23 protein-coding genes are annotated in these 21,114 nt (G+C 30.4%); 6 read left to right on the top strand and 17 right to left on the bottom strand.

Annotated features, from left to right (window positions below):
• Nucleotides 1-25 precede the first annotated feature (25 nt).
• On the top strand, nucleotides 26-949 hold the full coding sequence (locus tag CLCHR_RS11890; RefSeq protein ID WP_079440021.1) for a DMT family transporter: 924 nt from the start codon (nucleotides 26-28) through the stop codon (nucleotides 947-949).
• A 1-nt stretch (nucleotide 950) separates the two neighbouring features.
• Nucleotides 951-1,397, top strand: coding sequence for a DUF2000 domain-containing protein (locus CLCHR_RS11895; RefSeq protein ID WP_079440022.1), 447 nt, complete (start codon nucleotides 951-953; stop codon nucleotides 1,395-1,397).
• A 145-nt stretch (nucleotides 1,398-1,542) separates the two neighbouring features.
• Here the strand turns inward: CLCHR_RS11895 and CLCHR_RS11900 are convergent, their stop codons facing one another.
• From CLCHR_RS11900 to CLCHR_RS11910, 3 genes are all read right to left on the bottom strand, one after another.
• On the bottom strand, nucleotides 1,543-2,424 hold the full coding sequence (locus CLCHR_RS11900; protein ID WP_079440023.1) for an SDR family oxidoreductase: 882 nt from the start codon (nucleotides 2,422-2,424) through the stop codon (nucleotides 1,543-1,545).
• 190 nt (nucleotides 2,425-2,614) lie between these two features.
• Nucleotides 2,615-3,583, bottom strand: coding sequence for an AraC family transcriptional regulator (locus tag CLCHR_RS11905; RefSeq protein ID WP_079440024.1), 969 nt, complete (start codon nucleotides 3,581-3,583; stop codon nucleotides 2,615-2,617).
• Nucleotides 3,584-3,647: 64 nt separating this feature from the next.
• Nucleotides 3,648-4,067 (bottom strand): GNAT family N-acetyltransferase, encoded by a 420-nt coding sequence (locus CLCHR_RS11910; protein WP_079440025.1) that lies wholly within the window; start codon nucleotides 4,065-4,067, stop codon nucleotides 3,648-3,650.
• Between the two features lie 207 nt (nucleotides 4,068-4,274).
• On the opposite strand from CLCHR_RS11910, the gene CLCHR_RS11915 reads away from it, so the two are divergent.
• Nucleotides 4,275-4,802: a PadR family transcriptional regulator gene (locus CLCHR_RS11915; protein ID WP_079440026.1), complete on the top strand. Its 528-nt coding sequence runs from the start codon at nucleotides 4,275-4,277 to the stop codon at nucleotides 4,800-4,802.
• 5 nt (nucleotides 4,803-4,807) lie between these two features.
• Nucleotides 4,808-6,172, top strand: a complete 1,365-nt coding sequence (locus tag CLCHR_RS11920; protein WP_079440027.1) for an MFS transporter — start codon at nucleotides 4,808-4,810, stop codon at nucleotides 6,170-6,172.
• 348 nt (nucleotides 6,173-6,520) lie between these two features.
• Here the strand turns inward: CLCHR_RS11920 and CLCHR_RS11925 are convergent, their stop codons facing one another.
• Nucleotides 6,521-7,414, bottom strand: a complete 894-nt coding sequence (locus tag CLCHR_RS11925) for a LysR family transcriptional regulator (protein ID WP_079440028.1) — start codon at nucleotides 7,412-7,414, stop codon at nucleotides 6,521-6,523.
• 285 nt (nucleotides 7,415-7,699) lie between these two features.
• Between CLCHR_RS11925 and CLCHR_RS11930 the strand changes: the two genes are divergently transcribed.
• Both CLCHR_RS11930 and CLCHR_RS11935 read left to right on the top strand, forming a co-directional pair.
• Complete coding sequence (locus CLCHR_RS11930; RefSeq protein ID WP_079440029.1) at nucleotides 7,700-8,260, top strand: nitroreductase family protein; 561 nt, start codon at nucleotides 7,700-7,702, stop codon at nucleotides 8,258-8,260.
• 277 nt (nucleotides 8,261-8,537) lie between these two features.
• On the top strand, nucleotides 8,538-9,698 hold the full coding sequence (locus CLCHR_RS11935) for an FtsW/RodA/SpoVE family cell cycle protein (RefSeq protein WP_079440030.1): 1,161 nt from the start codon (nucleotides 8,538-8,540) through the stop codon (nucleotides 9,696-9,698).
• Between the two features lie 327 nt (nucleotides 9,699-10,025).
• On the opposite strand, the gene CLCHR_RS11940 is transcribed toward CLCHR_RS11935, so the two are convergent.
• The 13 genes from CLCHR_RS11940 to CLCHR_RS11995 all read right to left on the bottom strand — a co-directional run bounded on the left by CLCHR_RS11940 (nucleotide 10,026) and on the right by CLCHR_RS11995 (nucleotide 21,037).
• Nucleotides 10,026-10,460 carry a hypothetical protein gene (locus CLCHR_RS11940; RefSeq protein WP_079440031.1) on the bottom strand — a complete coding sequence of 145 codons (435 nt, stop codon included), beginning with the start codon at nucleotides 10,458-10,460 and terminating at the stop codon, nucleotides 10,026-10,028.
• A gap of 59 nt (nucleotides 10,461-10,519) precedes the next feature.
• Nucleotides 10,520-10,954, bottom strand: a complete 435-nt coding sequence (locus CLCHR_RS11945; protein ID WP_079440032.1) for a hypothetical protein — start codon at nucleotides 10,952-10,954, stop codon at nucleotides 10,520-10,522.
• Nucleotides 10,955-11,301: 347 nt separating this feature from the next.
• Nucleotides 11,302-12,096, bottom strand: coding sequence for a nucleotidyltransferase domain-containing protein (locus CLCHR_RS11950; RefSeq protein WP_079440033.1), 795 nt, complete (start codon nucleotides 12,094-12,096; stop codon nucleotides 11,302-11,304).
• A gap of 184 nt (nucleotides 12,097-12,280) precedes the next feature.
• Nucleotides 12,281-13,537: an MFS transporter gene (locus tag CLCHR_RS11955; protein WP_079440034.1), complete on the bottom strand. Its 1,257-nt coding sequence runs from the start codon at nucleotides 13,535-13,537 to the stop codon at nucleotides 12,281-12,283.
• Nucleotides 13,538-13,660: 123 nt separating this feature from the next.
• A complete protein-coding gene (locus CLCHR_RS11960) occupies nucleotides 13,661-14,878 on the bottom strand; it encodes a MerR family transcriptional regulator (RefSeq protein WP_079440035.1) in 1,218 nt (405 codons plus the stop codon).
• Nucleotides 14,879-15,063: 185 nt separating this feature from the next.
• Complete coding sequence (locus CLCHR_RS11965) at nucleotides 15,064-15,933, bottom strand: aldo/keto reductase (RefSeq protein ID WP_079440036.1); 870 nt, start codon at nucleotides 15,931-15,933, stop codon at nucleotides 15,064-15,066.
• A gap of 54 nt (nucleotides 15,934-15,987) precedes the next feature.
• Nucleotides 15,988-16,353: an ArsR/SmtB family transcription factor gene (locus tag CLCHR_RS11970; protein WP_079440037.1), complete on the bottom strand. Its 366-nt coding sequence runs from the start codon at nucleotides 16,351-16,353 to the stop codon at nucleotides 15,988-15,990.
• Nucleotides 16,354-16,657: 304 nt separating this feature from the next.
• Entirely contained in the window at nucleotides 16,658-16,894 is a 237-nt protein-coding gene (locus tag CLCHR_RS25195; RefSeq protein ID WP_242966020.1) for a PHP domain-containing protein, read from the bottom strand.
• Nucleotides 16,882-17,220 (bottom strand): hypothetical protein, encoded by a 339-nt coding sequence (locus CLCHR_RS25200; RefSeq protein ID WP_242966021.1) that lies wholly within the window; start codon nucleotides 17,218-17,220, stop codon nucleotides 16,882-16,884. Before CLCHR_RS25200 ends, CLCHR_RS25195 begins: the two co-directional genes overlap by 13 nt.
• 294 nt (nucleotides 17,221-17,514) lie before the next feature.
• Complete coding sequence (locus CLCHR_RS11980; RefSeq protein WP_079440038.1) at nucleotides 17,515-18,447, bottom strand: exonuclease domain-containing protein; 933 nt, start codon at nucleotides 18,445-18,447, stop codon at nucleotides 17,515-17,517.
• A 382-nt stretch (nucleotides 18,448-18,829) separates the two neighbouring features.
• Nucleotides 18,830-19,285, bottom strand: a complete 456-nt coding sequence (locus CLCHR_RS11985; protein WP_119366877.1) for a zf-HC2 domain-containing protein — start codon at nucleotides 19,283-19,285, stop codon at nucleotides 18,830-18,832.
• Nucleotides 19,282-19,770, bottom strand: coding sequence for an RNA polymerase sigma factor (locus CLCHR_RS11990; RefSeq protein WP_079440040.1), 489 nt, complete (start codon nucleotides 19,768-19,770; stop codon nucleotides 19,282-19,284). The genes CLCHR_RS11985 and CLCHR_RS11990 overlap by 4 nt, the downstream gene beginning before the upstream one ends.
• Nucleotides 19,771-20,104: 334 nt before the next feature.
• Nucleotides 20,105-21,037, bottom strand: a complete 933-nt coding sequence (locus CLCHR_RS11995) for an oxidoreductase (RefSeq protein ID WP_079440041.1) — start codon at nucleotides 21,035-21,037, stop codon at nucleotides 20,105-20,107.
• Nucleotides 21,038-21,114 lie beyond the last annotated feature (77 nt).

Consider the following 21,114-nt stretch of genomic DNA (forward strand, 5'->3'; position numbering starts at 1 on the left):
TATAGATAAAAGGGGGATATATTTAATGTTAAAGGCCAAACCATTAATAAATAATCAAAAAATGGATTTATTTAAAGGAACATTACCTCACTATTACTTAGCTAGTACTGGCGCCGTTATATTGTGGAGTGCATCTTTTATTGCTACAAAATTAGCTTATGAAACTTTTGCTCCTATTCAGTTAGGTGCAGTTAGAACACTTTTTGCTGTAATTATCTTTTGGTTCATACGAAGAATCTCATCAAATGATGAAAAAATAAAAAAAGAAGATCGTATACGTATTGCATTCAGTGGATTTTTAGGCATTACACTATATTTTGCAATAGAAAACATTGGGGTTAGTATGACCTCTTCTTCAAATTCTGCCTTGATAGTAGCTTCCTTTCCTGCCGTTACAACGTTACTGGAATTTTTTATTTATCATTTAAAACCAAATTTAAAAAAGGTACTTGGAATTATAATTGCCATCATTGGAGTTGCTGTTCTAACTCAAATTAATGTGGATGGTGATTCTAAATCAATGCTCGGAAATGTAATTCTAATAGGAGCTGGAATTGTATGGGCCTTCTACAACTTTATTACTAGAAATCTAACAAATAAATATTCTTCTATAACATTAACTTATTATCAGATGAAGGCAGGTTTAATCTTCTTTTTACCACTTGTTCTCATTGAGAATAAGACATGGAAAATGCCAACTATCACTTCAGCAAGTGCATTAATATACCTAAGTATAGGCTGCTCTATTGTTGCATTCCTATTATATAATTTGGGGCTTAGAAAACTTTCTGCTAGCATTTCAGTATCTCTTATGAATCTAGTTCCTGTTTTAGGTTTGGTATTTTCAATATTAATCTTGCATGAAAGTGTATCTGCCATACAAATATTAGGCGGAATTATTGTCATCTTCGGTGTTATATTAAGTTCTATTCAGAGAGGAGAAAATTAAAATGTATAATGAAAATAATGAATTTTTAACTGTATTATCTGAAGTCCCAACTCGCTGTACTATTATAATGAACAGCTCTTTATCAGGTGGTCTGCTTGCTAACGCAATTGCTGTAATAGCACTAACAGCAGGTAGACGTCACCCTGTACTTCTTGGAGAACCACTCATTGACGCATCGGGTGAAGCACATCCAGGTTTAATTCCTACTGGAATTCCTATGTTGTGCACAACTCAGGACGATTTACAAGCTCTCCGTAAAGCTGCATTAGAAAAAGGCTGCGATGTTATAGACTTCCCTGTAGAAGGTCAAAAAACAAAAAATTATGAAGAATTTCTAGCGATCACAAAAGATATACCATCAGAAGATATGAACTACCTTGGAATAGCTTTAGTTGGTGCAAAAAATAAAATTAGCAAACTCACTGGGAAATGTGAAATGATAAAATAGCAGATGACTTTCGCAGCTTAGCACCTGCTATACTTAGAGCCCAACAATAAAGGCAGACTAAATCTCTACAATTTAATCTGCCTTTATAATGTTTATATAATTAGTCATAATTATTATTTTATCTAATTCTTTCAATAAAAATAATTTATTTCATTCCTAAATCAGCTAACAATGTAGGTCCCTCTGGTTTCCATCCTAACCACTTCTGTGTAAGTTCATTAGACGTAGGATTATCGCTTACAACGAAACCTGCAAGCCAAGTAAAATGTCTATCTGCTGCTTCACTGGAAATGCTTTCTACAGGTAGGTTAAGGTGGCGCCCAATTGCTTCGGCAATATGCTTAAATGGTATTCCTTCTTCACCGACACCATGCAAGCATGAACCAGCAGGAGCAGATTCCAAAGCCATTCGATATAATTTTGCTGCATCAAGCTTATGTATAGCTGGCCAAAGGTTCAGTCCATCGCCAACATAAGCTGAAACACCTTTTTCACGTGCTATATAAGTCAAGGCTGTAGCAAACCCTTGACGATTTTCATCATGCACACATGGTGTAAGTCGTACTACTGAAACACGTACTCCGTGAGCTGCCATTGAAAGTGCTGCCTTCTCTGAAGGAATACGTGGTGCTCCGATAGAATTTGGATCAGTTTCGTCATTTTCCGTTCCAAGACGACCCGCCTTAAGGGCTGTGATCACTGAAGTGGTAACAAAAGGTTTATTTGATCCTTTAAGAGCCTCTCCTAGTGTTTTTATGGCACGGCAATCTATTTCACATACATTAGCTAGATCTAATAAATCATTTGTAAATCCTGTATGAATCACACCATCTGCAGCGGCTGCTCCACTGCGCAAACTTTCAATATCCTCAAGAGATCCACGATGCACCTCTGCACCTGCTGCCAATAATTTTTCTGCTGCCTCATCAGAACGTGCAAGCCCCAACACCTGATGCCCTGCGCTTATTAATTCTTGAACAATAGCTGAACCTATGAAACCTGTTGCCCCTGTAACAAAAACTCGCATTATAAATTCCTCCTAAATCCTATTAACTTAGAGTTAAATCCTCCTTAGCATAAGACACACAAAAACAAATAGTGCTTAGCTTAGTTAGATGTAATACTCTGAATTCATTATAATCTAGGTTTCAAAAAAATTGTTGCTGCTTACTCTCAACTTATTGCCTGATTCTCTTGTTGTAAATATATTTCTTCTACTAACTGTCATATACTTTATCAGATTTTTTAAGCTGCTGATATAGTATAGAAATATCTTTTTTGGGCGGATTTCCAAAATAGTTGCTATAATCCCGACTGAATTGTGATGCACTTGCATATCCTACCAACTGACATGCAGTAGTTGCATCCATTTTCCTAGATAACATAAGATGTTTAGCTTCTTGCAATCGTAGTACTTTTTGGTATTGCAAAGGGCTCATAGATGTTGCTTCTTTAAAATGCTTGTGAAAAACAGAAACACTCATATTTGAAATAGTCGCTAAATCAGAAACCTTCATTGGCTGAGAGAAGTTATTTAACAGCCACTTAATAGCTTTTGTAATATGCTGCACCCTAGACTCTGCAAAACCTAATTCCGCAATTTGAATACCAATCGGGCTGCGCAAAAGACGCATTAAAATCTCATCCTTAACAATTGGCGCAAGTAATTCTGCATCACTAGAACTTTGCAAACATTCCATAAGCCTCGTCACTGCATTTATAATACCTGCATCAGCTTTTGAAGCATAGGCAGCACTCCGTTCTGGCATAGGTGGCAGACCTTTGGGATAAACTTTTGGGACAAATTCCGCGATTTTTTCCGGTTCCAAAGTTAATCCAATGCCTAGAAATGGCTCTTCAGAACTAGCCTGTATAGTCCTTAGAGCAACTGGTACCCCAACTGGAAGCATTAGTATACAACCTTTGTCTATCTGAAAGATTTCCTTTCCTATCCTAACAGCCTTTACCCCCTGTGCAACAATTATCACAGAAGGAAAGTAAAATGATTTCTCCCAATCCTTGCTTATTTTGGAGTAACGTCTGGTATGCAAGCCAGAAATACTTTGACTAAAGGTACCATCCTTCTGAGAATTATTATAGATTAAGTTGACCAACCTACTTATTTCTGTTTCATTTGATGCCTGAGAATTAATTGTACCTAATTCTTCACAATATTTGCCTAACATTATTAAAGCACTCCTTTCCTAATAGCAATAATCCTATACTTGTTTTATTCAATCTATTATTCACCTAATAAACCTTTCTAAATCCTCTTACACTATCTGTAAATCCATGATTCTCATAAAATTTATGTGCATTCTTTCTAAAATCAGAAGATACAAGAATTGCATAAGCACAGTTTTTTCTTTCAGCAAAATCATCAAGTGCTTTCATTAGTTTTCCGCCTATGCCTTTTCCTCTTAATCCATCTTTAACTACTACATCTTCTATTACTAAAAAAGGTACTGCTAATGTTTTGCAACATATTCCAGTTGCAGTACCAATAATTTCTTCATCTTCTTTAGCAATTACCAAAAAATAATTTTCATCCAACAACATTTCCTTATATGTCTCAAGTGCCTTATCAAATGATATTTCAAACGGAATAATTGTACTATGTAATTCTAATACCTGGGAAAGTTCCTCTATTTTTAGCTTTTCAATAATCATAATATTTAAATATCCTTTCCTTGAACACATATTATAATTTTAACCACTAAATTATAGCATGTTTACAAATATTGTACTATTTAGTTTTTACGAACCTTTTTGATTATCAAATTTTTTTATTCAAAGAACTTGCAATATGTATCTAAAAGATATATATTAAATATATCTTTTAGATACATATTTTACATATACAGGAGGAATAAAACAATGAATGAACTTTTTATTTTAGGTGAATTAATGGAAGAACCACAAAGCGGTTATTATCTACGTAGTGCATTGCAAGTCTCTTTAGGTCATCATCGTAAAGTCAGCTATGGAGTGATTTATCCCCTACTTGAAAAATTAGAAAAAGATGGTTTGGTAGAAATAACTACTGTAGGAGCAGACGGAAAAAATAAGAAAGTTGCTACTATTACAGAAAAAGGAAAGAAGCGTTTTTTTGAACTCATGAAAATGCCTGTTCCGAGTGGCGCTCACAATGCCGATATCTATTTAATAAAGCTTGATGTTATGCAGCACCTTACTCTAGATGAACAAATACAACTATTAGACCAATTCTATCAGGAACAAAAAGATATCATTAAAGATACACAGGATATACTTGAAAAATTAGCTGAAGAAAATTCAAAAGATCACTGGTATGCAAGTAAAAAGTTTGAGTTACGACTTCAGCAGGCCAATGTTGCAATTGAATGGATCGAAAGATTTAAACAGGAAATGAAGAAAGAATGGTGAACATAATGACAAAAGAAATTAAAATAGCCTTATTAATGGCTGCTAGTCTCTTTATGGAGATTTTAGATGGAACAATTGTAACTACTGCCCTTCCTAGAATGTCTCAATACTTTAGTACGAGTTCAGCAACAATTGCTTTACTTGTCAGTGTGTATTTAATTACCGTTGCCGTTTTTATCCCTTTAAGTGGGTGGATGGCTAATCGATTTGGTAAAAAGAAAATTTGGATTATTGCCGTTATAATTTTTACTCTTAGTTCATTAAGCAGTGCAATAGCACCTAACTTTTCCTTCCTTTTGATAATGAGAATTATACAAGGAATTTCTGGTGCTTTGATGACACCTACAGCAAGATTAATTGTATTAGAAAAGACACCTGCTTCACAGCTATTAAGAATGTTTAGCTATCTCATTTGGCCTGCACTTATAGCTCCAGCAATAGCGCCAGTGGTCGGAGGTTTTATTGTTACTTATTGGAACTGGCAATGGATTTTCTTGATTAATATACCAATAGGTTTAATTATCGTATTAATTGGAACAAAGCTAATCGATAGTGATAAAGTAAAAACGGAAGCTGCTTTTGATTTTTTAGGATTTATAGAAATTGCATTTTCATCCGGTATTATTTTAGTTGGAGCAGAAGTAGCGACTCGTGGAGAAAATTATTGGCTTATTGCATTAGGATTAATTATTTTAGGATTGATATTAGGCTTTGTTGTTTTCAGGCACCTAAAAACAATAAACAATCCATTATTTTCACTCGATTCATTAAAAGTAGCTTCTTTTAGAATCTGCCAAACAAGTGGTTCTGTTATGTGGCTATGTGTTGGAGCATTACCTTATATATTAACAATCTTTTTACAAACTGTCTTTCATTGGTCTGCAGTAAAAGCTGGAAGCTATGTGTTATTTATTTTTGTTGGAAATATTGGAATCAAGCCTTTCACTAATCCGATTATTCGTAAATTAGGCTATCGTGGTTCATTATTATCCTCATTTGGAATGGTATTTATTACATCAATTGCCTTAGCATTTATTCAAATTGATACCTTACCTATTTGGATAATGTTTCTTGCATTAGTTTCAGGTGTTGGACGTTCATTAGCTTTAACTGCTTACAGTGGACTTAGTTTTTCTGAAATAGCTCCTAAAGATCGTAACAGTGCAAATACTTTAAATGCTGTAGTATCAACATTGGCCCAAGGAATGGGAATATCACTTATTACAGTAATTGTGAATTTACTTCAAATTTACTTTTCAATTACTTTAGCATATAAATTAGGTTTTATTTTCCTTGGTCTATTGATGCTATTTCCAGCAATTGAAGTACTATTTCTACCTAAAAATATTGGACATGCTACAATTAGCTAATTTTACTTGCTATCTAAATTGTTGCATGAGATATTCGCCTAATAGAAGAATATCTGAAAGTAAAGAAATTATATAAATACATGTAATTTCAAAGAAAATAATACAATTAGGTATTTGAAAATTAACTGAAAAAAGCACTTAATAAAGGATTATTTTACTTCTGCTTATCAAAATAGTATTTGAATCAAGTTGAAGTAATGCAACCTTTCATTTAGTGCTTTTAGTGATATTTTCATAATTTAAAGAAGTAAACATTTATATTACTTGGTTTGATTTTCACATAAACCAAATTATAATTCGGAAATCAACTGTATATTTCCAGAGTCTAAACAAAATCAACAAAACCTATTAAATTATGATTTTTGAGGAGGCCTCTATAACAAAATCTTTAAATATTTTAGCTGAAGGCGTCATATATCCATTCTTTAACCATCCCATATGTACAGTTCTATAGCAATAAGGTTCTTTTATTCTTAATACTGATAATTCATGGGTTATTAAATTTGGGGTATCGGGAACTATAGAAATACCAATTCCTGCACTAACAAAACCTGTTACCACCATACTGCTTTCATTAGGTCTCATGGACACTTTCGGGATAAAACCAAGATTTTCAAAAACAGAACACATTTTTCCTTTGATTCCCTCTGAAAAAAACACAAAAGATTCCTCTTTTAAATCTTTTAGAAATACTTCTGTTTTATCAGCAAGATGATGATTTTTAGGCACTATTACAACAAGTTCCTCATTTTTTATTGGAAATGACTCTATTTCTTCATACTTTTTAATATCTTCAAATTCGTCATAGAAACCAAAATCAAACTTACCATCCTTAAGACCTTTTAAAATATTAGATGTTGATTGAATCCCAAATTCAAATTTTATATTTGGACTTTCCTTCAAAAACTCACTTATGATTGAAGGAATAAAATGTGTTCCAATAGTGTAGAGTGAGGAAATAGAAACAGTACCTGTCATGGGATTAATTATATCCTGTAATTCTTGAACTCCTTCATTAATTTCTTTTATTGCAATATTTGCGTGCTTTAAAAACATAATGCCAAAACGAGTTAACTTTATATTCCTACCACTTTTCTCAAATAAAGGTACATTTAGCTCTTCTTCTAATTTGGAAATAGACTTACTCAAGGCTGGTTGAGTTACAGAAAGTAAATTAGCCGCTGATGTAAAATTTTGTGTTTCTGCTACGGTTTTAAAATATTCTAATTGCTGCCAATTCATAATATGCACCCCTTAATCTATAATATCTCAAATTATAAAGCATCTATAACTTATAGTTATGGATTTAATGAAAAATATCAATTAGACATATTCTATACATATTGATATCATTATACTACTTTATAAATTTCATTTAAATTTCGATTAGTTAATTATAAAATTATTTTATATATTAGTCAAACATAGCAATGTTCTTTATAAAGTAAAAGTCTAATATATTTTTTCATCATCTAGTAAATACTAAGATAGAATGAAAATGTCTTTTACATTGAAAGGAGAAAAATTATGAATGAAGTAATCCAAAATATTTTAACAAGAAGAAGTATAAGAACTTATAAAGAAGATCAAATTTCCGATGCTGATTTAAATACGATCTTAGAAACTGCCCAATTTGCTCCAAGTGGTATGAGCAAACAAAGCTGGCATTTCACAGCAGTTCAAAATAAAGAAAAGATTGAAAAGCTAGTTTCTGCAATAAAAGAAGCTATGCTAAAATCTTCTATAGAACAATATAGAAAGATGGGAGAAAATCCTAATTTCAATCCATTTTATAATGCGCCTACAATAGTTATTACAGCTTATGATAAAAATTCACTAACAAAGGAATCTGATTGTGCAGCAGCACTTCAAGATATGCTTTTAGCTGCTCATTCACTTAATATTGGATCATGTTGGATTCACATATTAGCTCTTACTGGTAATGATCCTAATGTTAGAAATGTACTTACAGAACTAGGCGTTCCAGAAGATTATTCAGTATATGGTACTGCTGTTTTAGGTTACAATAGCAAAGAAGAACCTAAAGCAACACCAAGAAAAGAAGGAACTATTAATATAGTAAAATAACATTAAAACGCTGGTAACAAGCTTTTTTGCTTATTACCAGCGTTAATTGCATCCCAATATTTTTTTATTTTAATTAGTCTGTGAGTAATTAATGTTCCAAAAACTTTCAAAATCGGTATTAAGTATTTCTATAAATTGTAATAATTTCTTATAACTTAAAAATATATTACAATTATATGTATTTTAATGAAAATAACTCCAAATATGATATAGTCAAAATGGATATTTTTTTAATATGACAAAACAAATGCTATCAAAAAAGGGGGGCCTTATATTTATGTTAAAAAAATACAATCTAGATTTTACATCATTAAAGAAATTGGATTTTAAATTATTAACTACTTTAGTTCTCCTTACATCATTTGGTATTATTAACATATACTTATGTACTAAAGGTGGGGTTTTCAATGATCCTTTTTTATTTACAAGAAAACAATTAACATGGTTTTTTATTTCACTAATTTCAATTTGTTTATTTTTAACTTTTGACTATAGAGTTATCTATCAATATGTTCCAATAATATATTGGATAACAATTGCACTCCTAATTGCAGTTTGGATACCTGGAATAGGTATAAATATTAATGGGGAACGTGGTTGGATAGATTTAAAAATTTCTTTATTGCAGCCATCTGAAGTGGCTAAGTTTTCTATAATTTTAATGTTATCTAAATTGCTAGATGATATGAATTGTCATATTAATAATCGGGATAATTTCAGAAAAATTTTACTTTATGTTTCACTTCCTGTGGGGTTAATTTTAATCCAAAAAGATATGGGAATGACAATGGTATGTTTCTTTATTATTTTAGGCATGATGTATATAGCCGGATTAGATGAAAAAATAATATTAGGTGGATTTTCAATCTTGGTATTAGCTATAGCTCTTTTATGGAATTCTGGATTAATCTTTCAACATCAGAAAGATAGAATTCTGGAGTTTTTAAATACCAATAATAATACAACAGGTAAAGGGTATCAGCTTGATCAGGGGCTAATTAGTATTGGATCTGGCGGATTATTAGGGTATAGTTTATCATTAGATCCAGAAGTATCCCCAGAATATGCTGGAACTCATGTTCCCGAAGTTCAAACAGACTTTATTTTTACTGCCATAGCTGAACAATGGGGCTTTATAGGATCATTGTTTCTATTATTTTTATATGCAATATTAATTATACAAATATTAAAAATTGCAAAAAAAGCTCAGGATAGATTTGGAGAATTTATTTGTGTTGGTATGGCTTCATACATTTTATTCGCTGTAACCCAAAATATTGGAATGACGTTAGAATTACTTCCAATTACAGGTATAACTTTACCATTTATAAGTTATGGGGGGAGTTCTTTATTTACAACAATGATTTCTATGGCATTAATTCTTAATATAGAAATAGGCACAAAAAAATTAACTTTTAGTAAATCAAATATAATATAGTTTTATGTTAGGTTTATTCAATATACCCACAGATATGTAGGTAGTAACATATGTACATCCGAAGTTACATTTTCTAATCTGTAATACAATGGCTTACATATCCAACCATCGCCGCTAATGACTAGCAAGTCCAGTCATTTGGCTTTCACAAAACCCCTGGGCGTGCCTCTAAGGCCGAAGGACTGAAGTTGATCATTGTAATAAAAATATGAAAAAGCTCATCTAAAAATAAAGATTAAGTTTTGTATTTTTAGATGAGTAAAATGAAATTAGTTCATGTGTCTTAATTTAAAATTCTATCATTTTTACTTTTTGTAATTAATGGTGTTATTTTCTAATTCTAGCAGCTGTAAAGGTAATTGGTCCATCAACAAATACATTTTTATTACCTGTTGTTTCTTGAATAGTTATTACATACTTCACATTAGTAGCATTTTTATCTATAACATCTACATAAGACAATGGAGTATTAACTAAATCTCCATCGCCTTCTTTATCAACCTCTGTAGAAATTGAATAAACTTGTTTACTTGGGATAAATACATCCCCTTTAAATATTTTTATATCAAAGGAAGCATAAGTTGTTTCATTGTCATTATCAAGACCACCAACCACACCAGTTAACCAAATAAGATCACCTACAATTACTTCATCTATAACTAGTTCACCTATTACAGTAGGAGTGCTTGTTACTGGAATTAAATTATCAGTAGCTGAGGTAGCTCCAGTGAAAAAGTCAAATTGTTGTATAGTTATTGCCATTTTAGTTCCTCCTCAGATTATAGCTTTTAAATTGTGAAAAGATATATTTTTTAATCTATTCAAGGTCTTATGCGTAATGCTGTAAAGGTAATTGGCCCTCTTATAAATACATTTTTTACATTACTAGTTAATTGTACTGTTAACACATACCTGACATTTGTAGCAGCTTTATTTATAGGGTCAACATAAGAAAGAGGGACATTTGTAATATCTCCATCTCCATCTTTATCAACTTCTATATAAGACGAATATATTTCCTTTCCTGGTATAAAAACATTTCCCTTATACAAATTAATGTTAAGTGATGCGGCTTTAGTTTCATTGTCATTATCCACACCACCAATTACTGCATTTATCCAAATAAGATCCCCAGGAATAACCTCATCTATAAACACCTCACTAATTACATAAGGCATAATTGATACTGGTATTTCGGTGCTATTGAATTCATTAGGATTCAGCTCAAAATACTCGAATTGTTCTATCGAAGCCATTTTTACTCCTTCCAAACATTTATACATACTAGTTAAGAATATAATCCCTAACTAATATATTGTATGACAACCGTATCTTATTAGTTACTACATTTTACAATTAAAATATTATTTTTTATATAATATAAGTAAGTCAAAATAAGAAGAGGCAGCATACATTTGTTACCTCTTCTTTTCATTATAATCTTAAATTTTTTATTCTAGTTTTGCATTTGATTTATCATCATTTTTGCATTTGAAAGAACAAGCTCAGTCATTCTTCCTTCACATGAAGGCCGAAGAGCTGAAGTTGCTAAAGGAGCGACCACAAGACACCTTATAGAAGTAGGTGAAAGAAATTTTATGGATTACTTATTCCCATGATTTATTTTATTTAAATAATCTACGGAACATTTTTCAGCTTCTACACGTTTCACAAAATCTTCCGTTATAAAGTATTCTCTTAATTCCAAATATATTTGCATTATCACCTTTAACGATTTTATACAACTTTCTATGCTATATGATGGTATAGTATCTTTCAATAGGCTTATGCTATCTGGAGCAACAAATTCTATTTTTCTAACTCCCCTTGGTAATTCTCCATTTTTCATTAATATTAGTGGACCTATTACCATTTGCCTCAATGATGATATAAATTCTATAGTCTCAAAAATTTCACCTCGGCCTATTTTGGTAGCTCCATAATGAATCCAAACCCAAAATCTATCCTCTATCCATTGTAGTTTTGGAATTGGAAATTTTGCATTATCTTGCTTTAATGCTTCTGATACACAATTGTCTCGTTCCCACAAAATAACAGGATCTTCAACTCTATGTGCTATATCATTTATTGATACAAATTTCAAATCAACATGTAGCAATTCTGGACCATATAAGCATATTAAGAGTCGTGGTTCTCCAACATGTTCTCCTGTAAATGCTGATAATAATGTACCTAAATTTGCTGCTATTTTAGTCCTCTCATTCATTACATCTTCATAGTAGTTAGAATCTACTGCAATTATAAAATCAATATCTGAATATTCATCCATTTCATTTGTAATATATGATCCTCCTGTTGCAACTCCTACAATTCTAAAGTCATCCTTTAAAACTTTTATTGAATTATCTATAAAACTTTTATGATTTATTGGTATCATATCAACCATCTCCTTTTAAAATAGCCAAACTTTAAAATTAGGCATTAGTATAGAATATCATATTCTTAAAAATATTACTATACTCTAAAAAAGCTTTTAAATTTTAATGCTTAATTCATCTTCCAATAAATATTTAGATAATTTAGTAGGTTTATATTTTATAATCATTTTTTCTCAAGTAAAGCTAGTCAGCTTTAGCATATAATATACTAAAAACATAAAGTCCTACTCCACTTATTATTGGTAATATATATGCCGGTATACGATTTATAAGAGCTCCCGCTATGATTAGCGCGATAGGTAGAATTATTTTAGCTATGCTAATTCCTATACTTAATACTCTTCCTCTAAAACTTTCTGAAATAGTTTGTTGTAGTATATAAAAAATAGGTATATCAATCGAAGATACAGCTATGCCTGCTAATAACATTATCAAACTGAAATATATTAAATAAATGTTTTTATCATATATTTTATAGTGCATTATAACAGAGATTCCTATTGCTATCATACATATTGATAATATGATAATAGAGGATTTTATAATTTGGAGATAGGAATACTTATTCATAACTTTTTTTATTATTAGTGCACCAGCAATCATTCCTACAGAGAAAAAAGCCTGTATTATGCCAAAAAAATTAGCATTTAATTTTAAAATATTATTGATTATATATGGCATTGGCACATTAATTGAAAGTCCAATAAAAAAATTCAATGCTATAAAAATTCCAAACATATTTATAATATTTTTTTTACTTCTTAAATATTTGATGCCGTCAATAATGTCAATGAAAATATTAATTTTTTCTTCAGTTTTCTCATTTTTATCATAATTGAACTTAAAATTCATAAATAGCTGAAGTAATGCTGAAATACCGAAAGAAAAACCATTAATTATTATGAATAACCTTATATCTAACAAAGCAAAAACTATACCTCCAACCATTGGACCTAGTATAGAAGAGGAAGCTTCAATTACTTTATTGATGGAATTTATATGAATAAGCCTTTCTTTTGATACTATATTAGGTTTTGCTGCTTCAATACTTATTCCATAAATAGTAGCAGATACATTTAAGAAAAATGTACTTAAATATATAATTGTTAGATTTAGATTCTGTTTTGTAGTTAACATAAATATACCTAATAATAAAATTCCATTTAGTGCATCTGTAATAACGGCAAGCAGTTTTTTATCAATTCTATCAGCAAGTACACCTGCAAATGGATTTACAAGAACGGTAGATAGAATGGCAATTATTAATGTAGTTGCAAAGCTTAATCCTGAACCAGTAAGCTTTAACACATATAGGCTGATGGCGAAATTATATATTGACGTTCCAAATAGAGATATAAAACTTGCAATTGAAAATAAAAATACATTTACTAGCTCCGTATTCTTTAGAAGCTTTTTTAATGATAAGACTGATACTAACAATTTAATTCCTTCTTCCTTAAAAATAATATTTCTAATTTCATTGTAAATAGTAGTCTTATCACCATATCAATTGATTAATTCAGTAAAATTTTGTGCTAAAATGAAGAAAAGATAGGGTTAACCCTACCTTTTTCCAAAAATCAAATATGAATATACCTTTTCTCCATCTCTAAAATAACTTTCATATTTTCCGCCTTTTTCTATATAGTTTGATATATTTTCTTCAAAGATATTATAGTTAAGTTTTGAAAGCTGATTCTTAACATTATCTATTGTGAAGTTTTTTCGGTATTTATCTTCTATTAAGCAGTTTGATGCAAAATTTTTGAATAGAATATAGCTTCCTATTATATCTGCACTATCCTTTACATAATTATTAACTTGATTTAATAAAAACTCCTCATGATCAAAACTGTAGTTACTTGTTCCTGAAATATCTAAGAGCATATCAACAGATTTATCTTTTATTGGAATTTGCTCAAAATCAGAACAAATGAATACTATATTCTTTTTACAATTTATACTCTCTAAGATGCTTTTTAAGAATAAATGTTTATTTATATCGTGATCTACATCAATATATATTGAATCGTCAGTTAAATTTTGATAAACATTTCTTAAAAAAAATCCAATTCCAGAACCTAGCTCAAGTAAAACTTTATTTTTTAAATTCTGAAAATCAATTTTTTTATATATCCAATCCATTCCACGATAAACATTTTCAAGATAAGCTTCATTAGTAGAATTTATATAATCTATAATGTAGTTAAAGTCAAAATTAAAATCAGAATCTACTTTTGTATTAGAGACCCTTAATATGCCGTCTTCAATTATATATTCCTCACCACAAGAGCATTCCAATTTTCCATTTATAATTTGATTATTTGTTATATTACCTTCAAGAAGTTCTAAATCTTTTTTGCATCTAAAACACTTTAAAATATTAAGTGCTCTAATATCTATACCTATAATAGATTTATCTTTGGCTTCGACATTTGAAAGATCACTTAATTTTGTTTCGAGCTTTTGCTTCATTCCTCTAAGTTCTTTTATCTGATTTTCTATTTGCTTATATTTATTTATGAAAAATGTTTTAAAACATTCCTCTTCCTCATATTTAGTTAGTTTACCTAATCTTTTAAACATAAAAATTGATTTAATTTCGCTTAATGAAAAACCCATTCCTTTAAGCAGGAGCACATCTTCCAAATCACTTTGGCATCTATTATCAAAGTTGTATTGTCCACCTTGCTTTTCGGGTATTATCAGAGTCATATCCATATAATGTCTTATAGTATCTATTGTCAAATTGTTGACTTTAACAAATTCACCAATTTTCATGTTATCACCTCATATCCAGTAAGTTTTAAAGTAAATAATTATTACCTAAGTCTATACTTATTAGTTAACTATGATGTATTTATATTAGAGATTATAGCATATTTTTACATAACGTACGACCTACACCATTTATTTATATATTAACCGTAGAATATTAATCGCTGATTTTAGGATAGAGTCCCAATCTACTTAAGGAAAATTTTCATCAGTTTATTATAAAGGGGATTAACCATATAACCTGAAGGATTGTGAGAATACCTTTTGCCTTTATTTAGTTGATTAACTTTTCCCATTTCTTCACTGGATAATTCAAAATCAAACAGCTGAATGTTTTCTTTTATTCTTTTTGGATTTGATGATTTTGGGATAATAATAATTCCCCTTTGCGTATGCCACCGTAGAATGACTTGAGCCACTGTTTTTTCATGATCATTTGCAATTTCCTCCAACACCTTATTTTTCAATAAATCTTTATTCCCTTGCCCTAAAGGTGCCCAAGCTGCATGTAAAATTTTATGTTTAATTAAATAATCATGTAAATCATTTTGCGGGAACTCTGGATGAGTCTCAATTTGATTAACCATAGGTGCAATCTTGGAATGTTTCATTAATTCTTCAAGGTGCTGAATTTCAAAATTCGCAACTCCAATGACTTTGATTTTTCCTTCAGAATACAAATCCTCCATAGCTCTCCATGCTTCTAAATAACAAGGGGCTGCAAAATGAATTAAATACATATCAATATATTCTACATTTAGATTTTCACAAGTTCTTTTAAATGCTTTCTTAGTAGCTTCATAACCAAGATCCGTATTCCAGACCTTAGAAGTAATAAAAAATTCCTCTCTAGGTATCTTACTTTTTTGAATTTCCATCCCTAACTTTTTTTCATTTCCATAAATTTTAGCTGTATCAAAATGACGATAACCATTTCTAATAGCTTCCCCAACTGCATTCTCAAAATCTTCTTCCTTAATTAGTTTATATACTCCGAACCCTACTTGTGGAATTTTCACCCCATTAGCTGCCTTTATTTCTCTGTTAGCTACATTCATTTACTTACTCCTTTCAAAACAATTTAAAATACTATAGCAATTGTAAATTATTATTTATATCTCTTTTTCATCCAAATTCTCTTTCCAGCAATCAGACATAAATTCTTCAAGATGGGAAAATAACAATTTCACCAAAGCCAATCCACTTTTTGCTGGATTGTTTATATGATAAAAATTCATCGTACCTTGTTTTACCACATTCACAATTTTTGCTTCTTTCAATATTTTCAAATGATGCGAAACGGCTGGGCGTGATAAGTTTGTTCTTCTAGTTATTTCTCCAACTCTCATTCCAGGATATGTTCCTTTAGACAAACTTAAAATAATTAATTGTCTTGTCTCATCCCCAATAGCAGTTAACACAGGTCTACATTCTTTGAATTCATTTTCTAGCTTTTTTAAATTTTCTAATTCATTCATTGATATGCCTCCTTTAAGTAAAGAATCAAATAATGAATGGTTAACTCCTTTTACAATAAATCAACTCATTCACGTATTAATGGTTTAATCTTTTAATCAATAATAGCAATTTATAATTACCTTATCAACATCGGGAAAGTAAATCGAGACGAATACTTTATCATATAAATTAACTTGCTAAAGATAAATTCTTTATATCTATAAATGGAAAATCAGATAAACTAAAATTTGAAGCATACACAAAAGCACTATCCTATACAGAATAGTGCTGTAATCTCTTAAATCTTTATATTAAATTTTATTTTCATATTAGAAGCTCTTTTAATCTTGATATAATATTCTCTTCACTGTTTTCACAGTCTGTTCCATCAATAGATATACTTGGTTTAGTTTTACCATGAAAATCACTTCCACATGTTAAAATCAATTTATTTTTTAAAGCAAATTCCTTATAAAAATCTACTTGTTCTCTGCTATGATAACTGCTGTAAACTTCTATACCTTTAATGCCACAAGAAATAATATCTCTTAATAGAGGCATATTTTCTTTAACATTATTTCCAGGGTCGCTAAAACAGGTATTCCACCACTTTCTTCAATAATTTTAATTGCTTCTTGCAAGTCTATAAACTTTACTTTCGCATAAGCAGGCTTCCCTTGAGCACAATAATCCCAGTAAAAATTAACATACGGATTATCATGTCTTGAACCATTTTCATAATACGGCATAAGTAGTGGATTTTTATGTTCCTTATCGAATTCCATAGCAGCTTCAGCAATCATCTCACCATTAACTACCCCATTCCTAGATAATGATGCAATAACTTCATCTGAAAAATCTATTCCTAATTCACGAATCAGCTTCATACGTTTTTTTGATGCAGCTTGTTCCTGCTGTATAATATTTTCTTCAATTTCATGAAATATAGAATTTTTATAATCTATGCCGTAACCTAAAACATGTAAGTTAACTTTATCAATAGTGCAATCTAATTCAATTGCCGGAATAATTTCAATATCCTTGCCAATTCAATATTCTTTTGCTTCCTCTATTCCATTTGTACTATTATGGTCTGCAATAGAAAAATATTTTATTTTATATTATTTATTTTTAATAATACATTATATCCCCAAAATACTTAGATGTCTTATTCTAAGACTTTATAAAGGCGCCTCACATAAATTCAAGAATTCTTCTTCATTTAATAACTTTATATTTTGCCCTTTTTGCTTTAAATCCATCACTTTTTTAAGCTTATTACTCATTTCCTCTCTATGCAAATCTTCTATATTTTTCGTATTAGTGACTATACAGGTTGTTTTCTTAGTTACAGAACTTCCTACAGTGCCACTAAGCTTTCTAACTAGATTTATTGCTTCATCTCTTGTCATAGAAGCTAATCCACCAGTAAATACAATAATCTCATTTTCAAATGCAGTAGAATTAAGATTTTTTACTGTATTTTCATTTTGTTTTGAAAACTGTTTATTAGATTTTTTTAAAACTTTTCCTTTTATTGAACATGGAGTATATTCAATTTTATTTACTGTACCTAAAGTCACTCCAACTAATTTTGATATTTCATTAATATCTTTACAGTTTAATTCTTTACTTATATTAGTTAAGATATTACCACAAGCTATTGCATCTGCTAAAGCATCATGGTGTTTAAATTCATATCCTAAAAAATTATTTACTGTATTAAGCCTTGCATTGTCAAGATTACTATAAAAATTTCTAGAAAGCTTCATTGTACATATATACTGAAATTTTGGCATTTCTATTTCATAAAGCTCTAATGTTCTTCTTAACACAGATATATCAAAAGAAGCATTATGAGCTATTATCAAATTATCATTAAAATATTGCTTAATTTTTTCCCACACTTTATCAAATTCTAATTCATCCTTTACCATACTAGGTCTTATTCCATGAATTCCAATATTTATTGGCATAAATCTCATTTCCTTAGGCTTTATTAAGTGATGTTCTTTTTCTACAATCTCACCATTTATTACAACAATAATTCCTATAGAACATGGACTATTTCTTTTTTCATTTGCAGTTTCAAAATCTATTGCTACAAAATTCATTGATTTTTCTCCCATATCTTTAATTATGATAAATTATTATACTAATTTTTTTATCATAAATTTATGTAAATTACAATGGAAACTCAGTTTGGATAGAACTCATTAATTCATGTTAAGGTTAATCAATACAAAATCAACTATTACTTTTTGTAATAGTGACAATTTAAATACATTGTTATACAGTGAATTATTATAACCTTGTAAAAACTCTCGATATTTCTATAGTGAGTTTTTACTTTACGCTCGACTTTAAACCAATGCTTATAAATTAGTATCTTAAAAGTTATCAGGTTAATTTGTCCACTTTTATTTTTAGTCGTCTATTAAAAATAATATGTAATACAAAAGCTATGTATTATACTATATCCCTTGTTGTTCATGTCTAAAAAAGATGTAATACATTTTTCATCAATAGATAAATCCCCAATATAGTAAAGATAATTATTGTAACAATAGCTCTTCCTAGAAAGAAATTTTTCATATACCTATCCCCTTTCAAGTCAAATTTAAATATTAGTAAACTTACAAAAACAATACCTAAAACAACAATTATTGCTGGCATAAAGTTTGAAGATGAATTTTTATTTAATGCCATTCCGATAAATGCTCCAATAAATAATAACGCTGACATTACAAGAAATAGCTTTTTCTTGATTGAAGATACTACTCTTTTATCATCTAATTCTGTTTGAATTGGCAAAGTATGTCTTCCAAGCTCTAGTTTACAGCTTTCACAGCTTTTTATATGCTCTGTAACTAATTTAATACTATCTTCACTCGCAACGTTATCTTTAACTAGCGGTATTAAATCCAATATGACATCACATGATATGTTCAAATTAATTCCTCCTTTTTCAAAACGGATTTGAGCCATTTCTTTGTTCTAAAATCTAGTACTCTTGCCGAGTTTTCAGAAATACCTATTTTCTCTGATATTTCACAGTAACTTATCCCATCAACACGCATACTTACTACCTTTTGTACTTGCTCATCTTTGGTTTTTAAGAGTTCACACACTCTATGTGCTATTTGTTTTGTATTAAAGTTGTCAAAGGCACTATCTGCAATATATAACTCTAAAAGATCACTATATTCCACAGCAGGCTTGTTTTTTCGTAAATTTTGCAACCATAAATGGCGAGCAATGCTAAATAACCAGGTTTTAATTGATGAATTCCCCTTAAATCTTCCAATAGAATAAATAGCCTTTATAAAGGTTTCTGAGAGCAAATCTTCTGAAAGGGTCTGATTATGAGTAATACTAAGCAAATAATTATATATATCCTGCTTATATTCTAAGTACAATTTTTCTATTTGCTTCATTTAAATCCCCCTTTCATATAATTAGTCACATTAAAACTCAAAATATTACACTACTCACAAAAAAAATTTTAGCGTGCCAGTTTTAGACACGCTTGTAGTAAATATAAAAAATCTTGTGCTACAATAGAAATTTGATTTCATCTATATTATGACCTAGTTTCATAAAAGTATCTACATGGACACTTGTTTAAAATGGATTCTTAAGTTATACAAGACCAACAGATGTACTTAAAAAGGCTGATAATGAAAAACAAGAAGTTTTCAAGAAAGAACCGATTAGTTCATGCCCATGCTGGGCACACCAAAAAAATAGCAGAAAAAGTCAATGGTTTTATTAAATAAACTTTACCTTTGTCAGTTTTTCAGATACTTCCCAAAGCTTTGAAGCCACCTCAACATCCATAGCTTGTGGTGCAACTTTAGCTATCGTAGGATACCCTCTCATCTCTTTCATTTTTGATGGACCATAATATGTTCCGCCTTTTACATTTTCTGCTGTCGCAGCATAAAGTGATGGCCATGCTCCATGAGCTGCTGGCTGAAATAAAAACGGACCCATTAAACGTCTTACAATTCCAGTTGGGCTATTCTTTCCAGCTCCATTAGGGATTAATTCCGTTCTTGATATCCCCGGATGTGTACTCATGCTAGTAATCCCCCAGCCAGCTGCATCACTTCGTCGTTGCAATTCAAATGCAAACATAAGGCATGCGAGTTTTGACTGACCATAGGTTACCATTGGTTTGTAATTGTGTTCTGATTGAAGATCACCAAATTCTATAACTCCTGCAGTATGAGCTAAACTACTCAATGTGATTACCCTAGGCTTGTCTCCTTTCTTAAGAAGAGGAAGCATTTGTGCTGTTAATGCAAAATGTCCAAAATAATTTGTACCCATTTGTAGTTCAAATCCATCTTTTGTAACCAAACGCTTAGGCGGAGCCATTACCGCTGCATTGTTTATAAGAATATCCAAACTTTTGCGCTCTGATCTCATTCGTTCACCAAAGGCCTCTATAGAAGCAAGATCTGCTAGGTCAAGTTTTTCAAAACGTATATTGCCATTAGGATTTACTTTCTTAATCTTTCTTATAGCTTCTTCTCCTTTATCCTTATTTCTACCTGCCATTATAACTTCAGCTCCAGCACGTGTCATCTCCAATGCTGTCTCATAGCCAATTCCGCCTGTTCCAGTAATAACAACTGAACGACCTTTTTGTGAAGTAATATCTTCTGAAGTCCAATTTTTTTTCATATTTTTTGCCATAATAACAGCTCCTTATTATTTTATAATTATTGAGATTCCGTAAATGAGTATTATGTCTACTTCGCACCTTTAAGCTA

It is taken from the genome of Clostridium chromiireducens (assembly GCF_002029255.1).
Lineage (GTDB): Bacteria > Bacillota > Clostridia > Clostridiales > Clostridiaceae > Clostridium > Clostridium chromiireducens.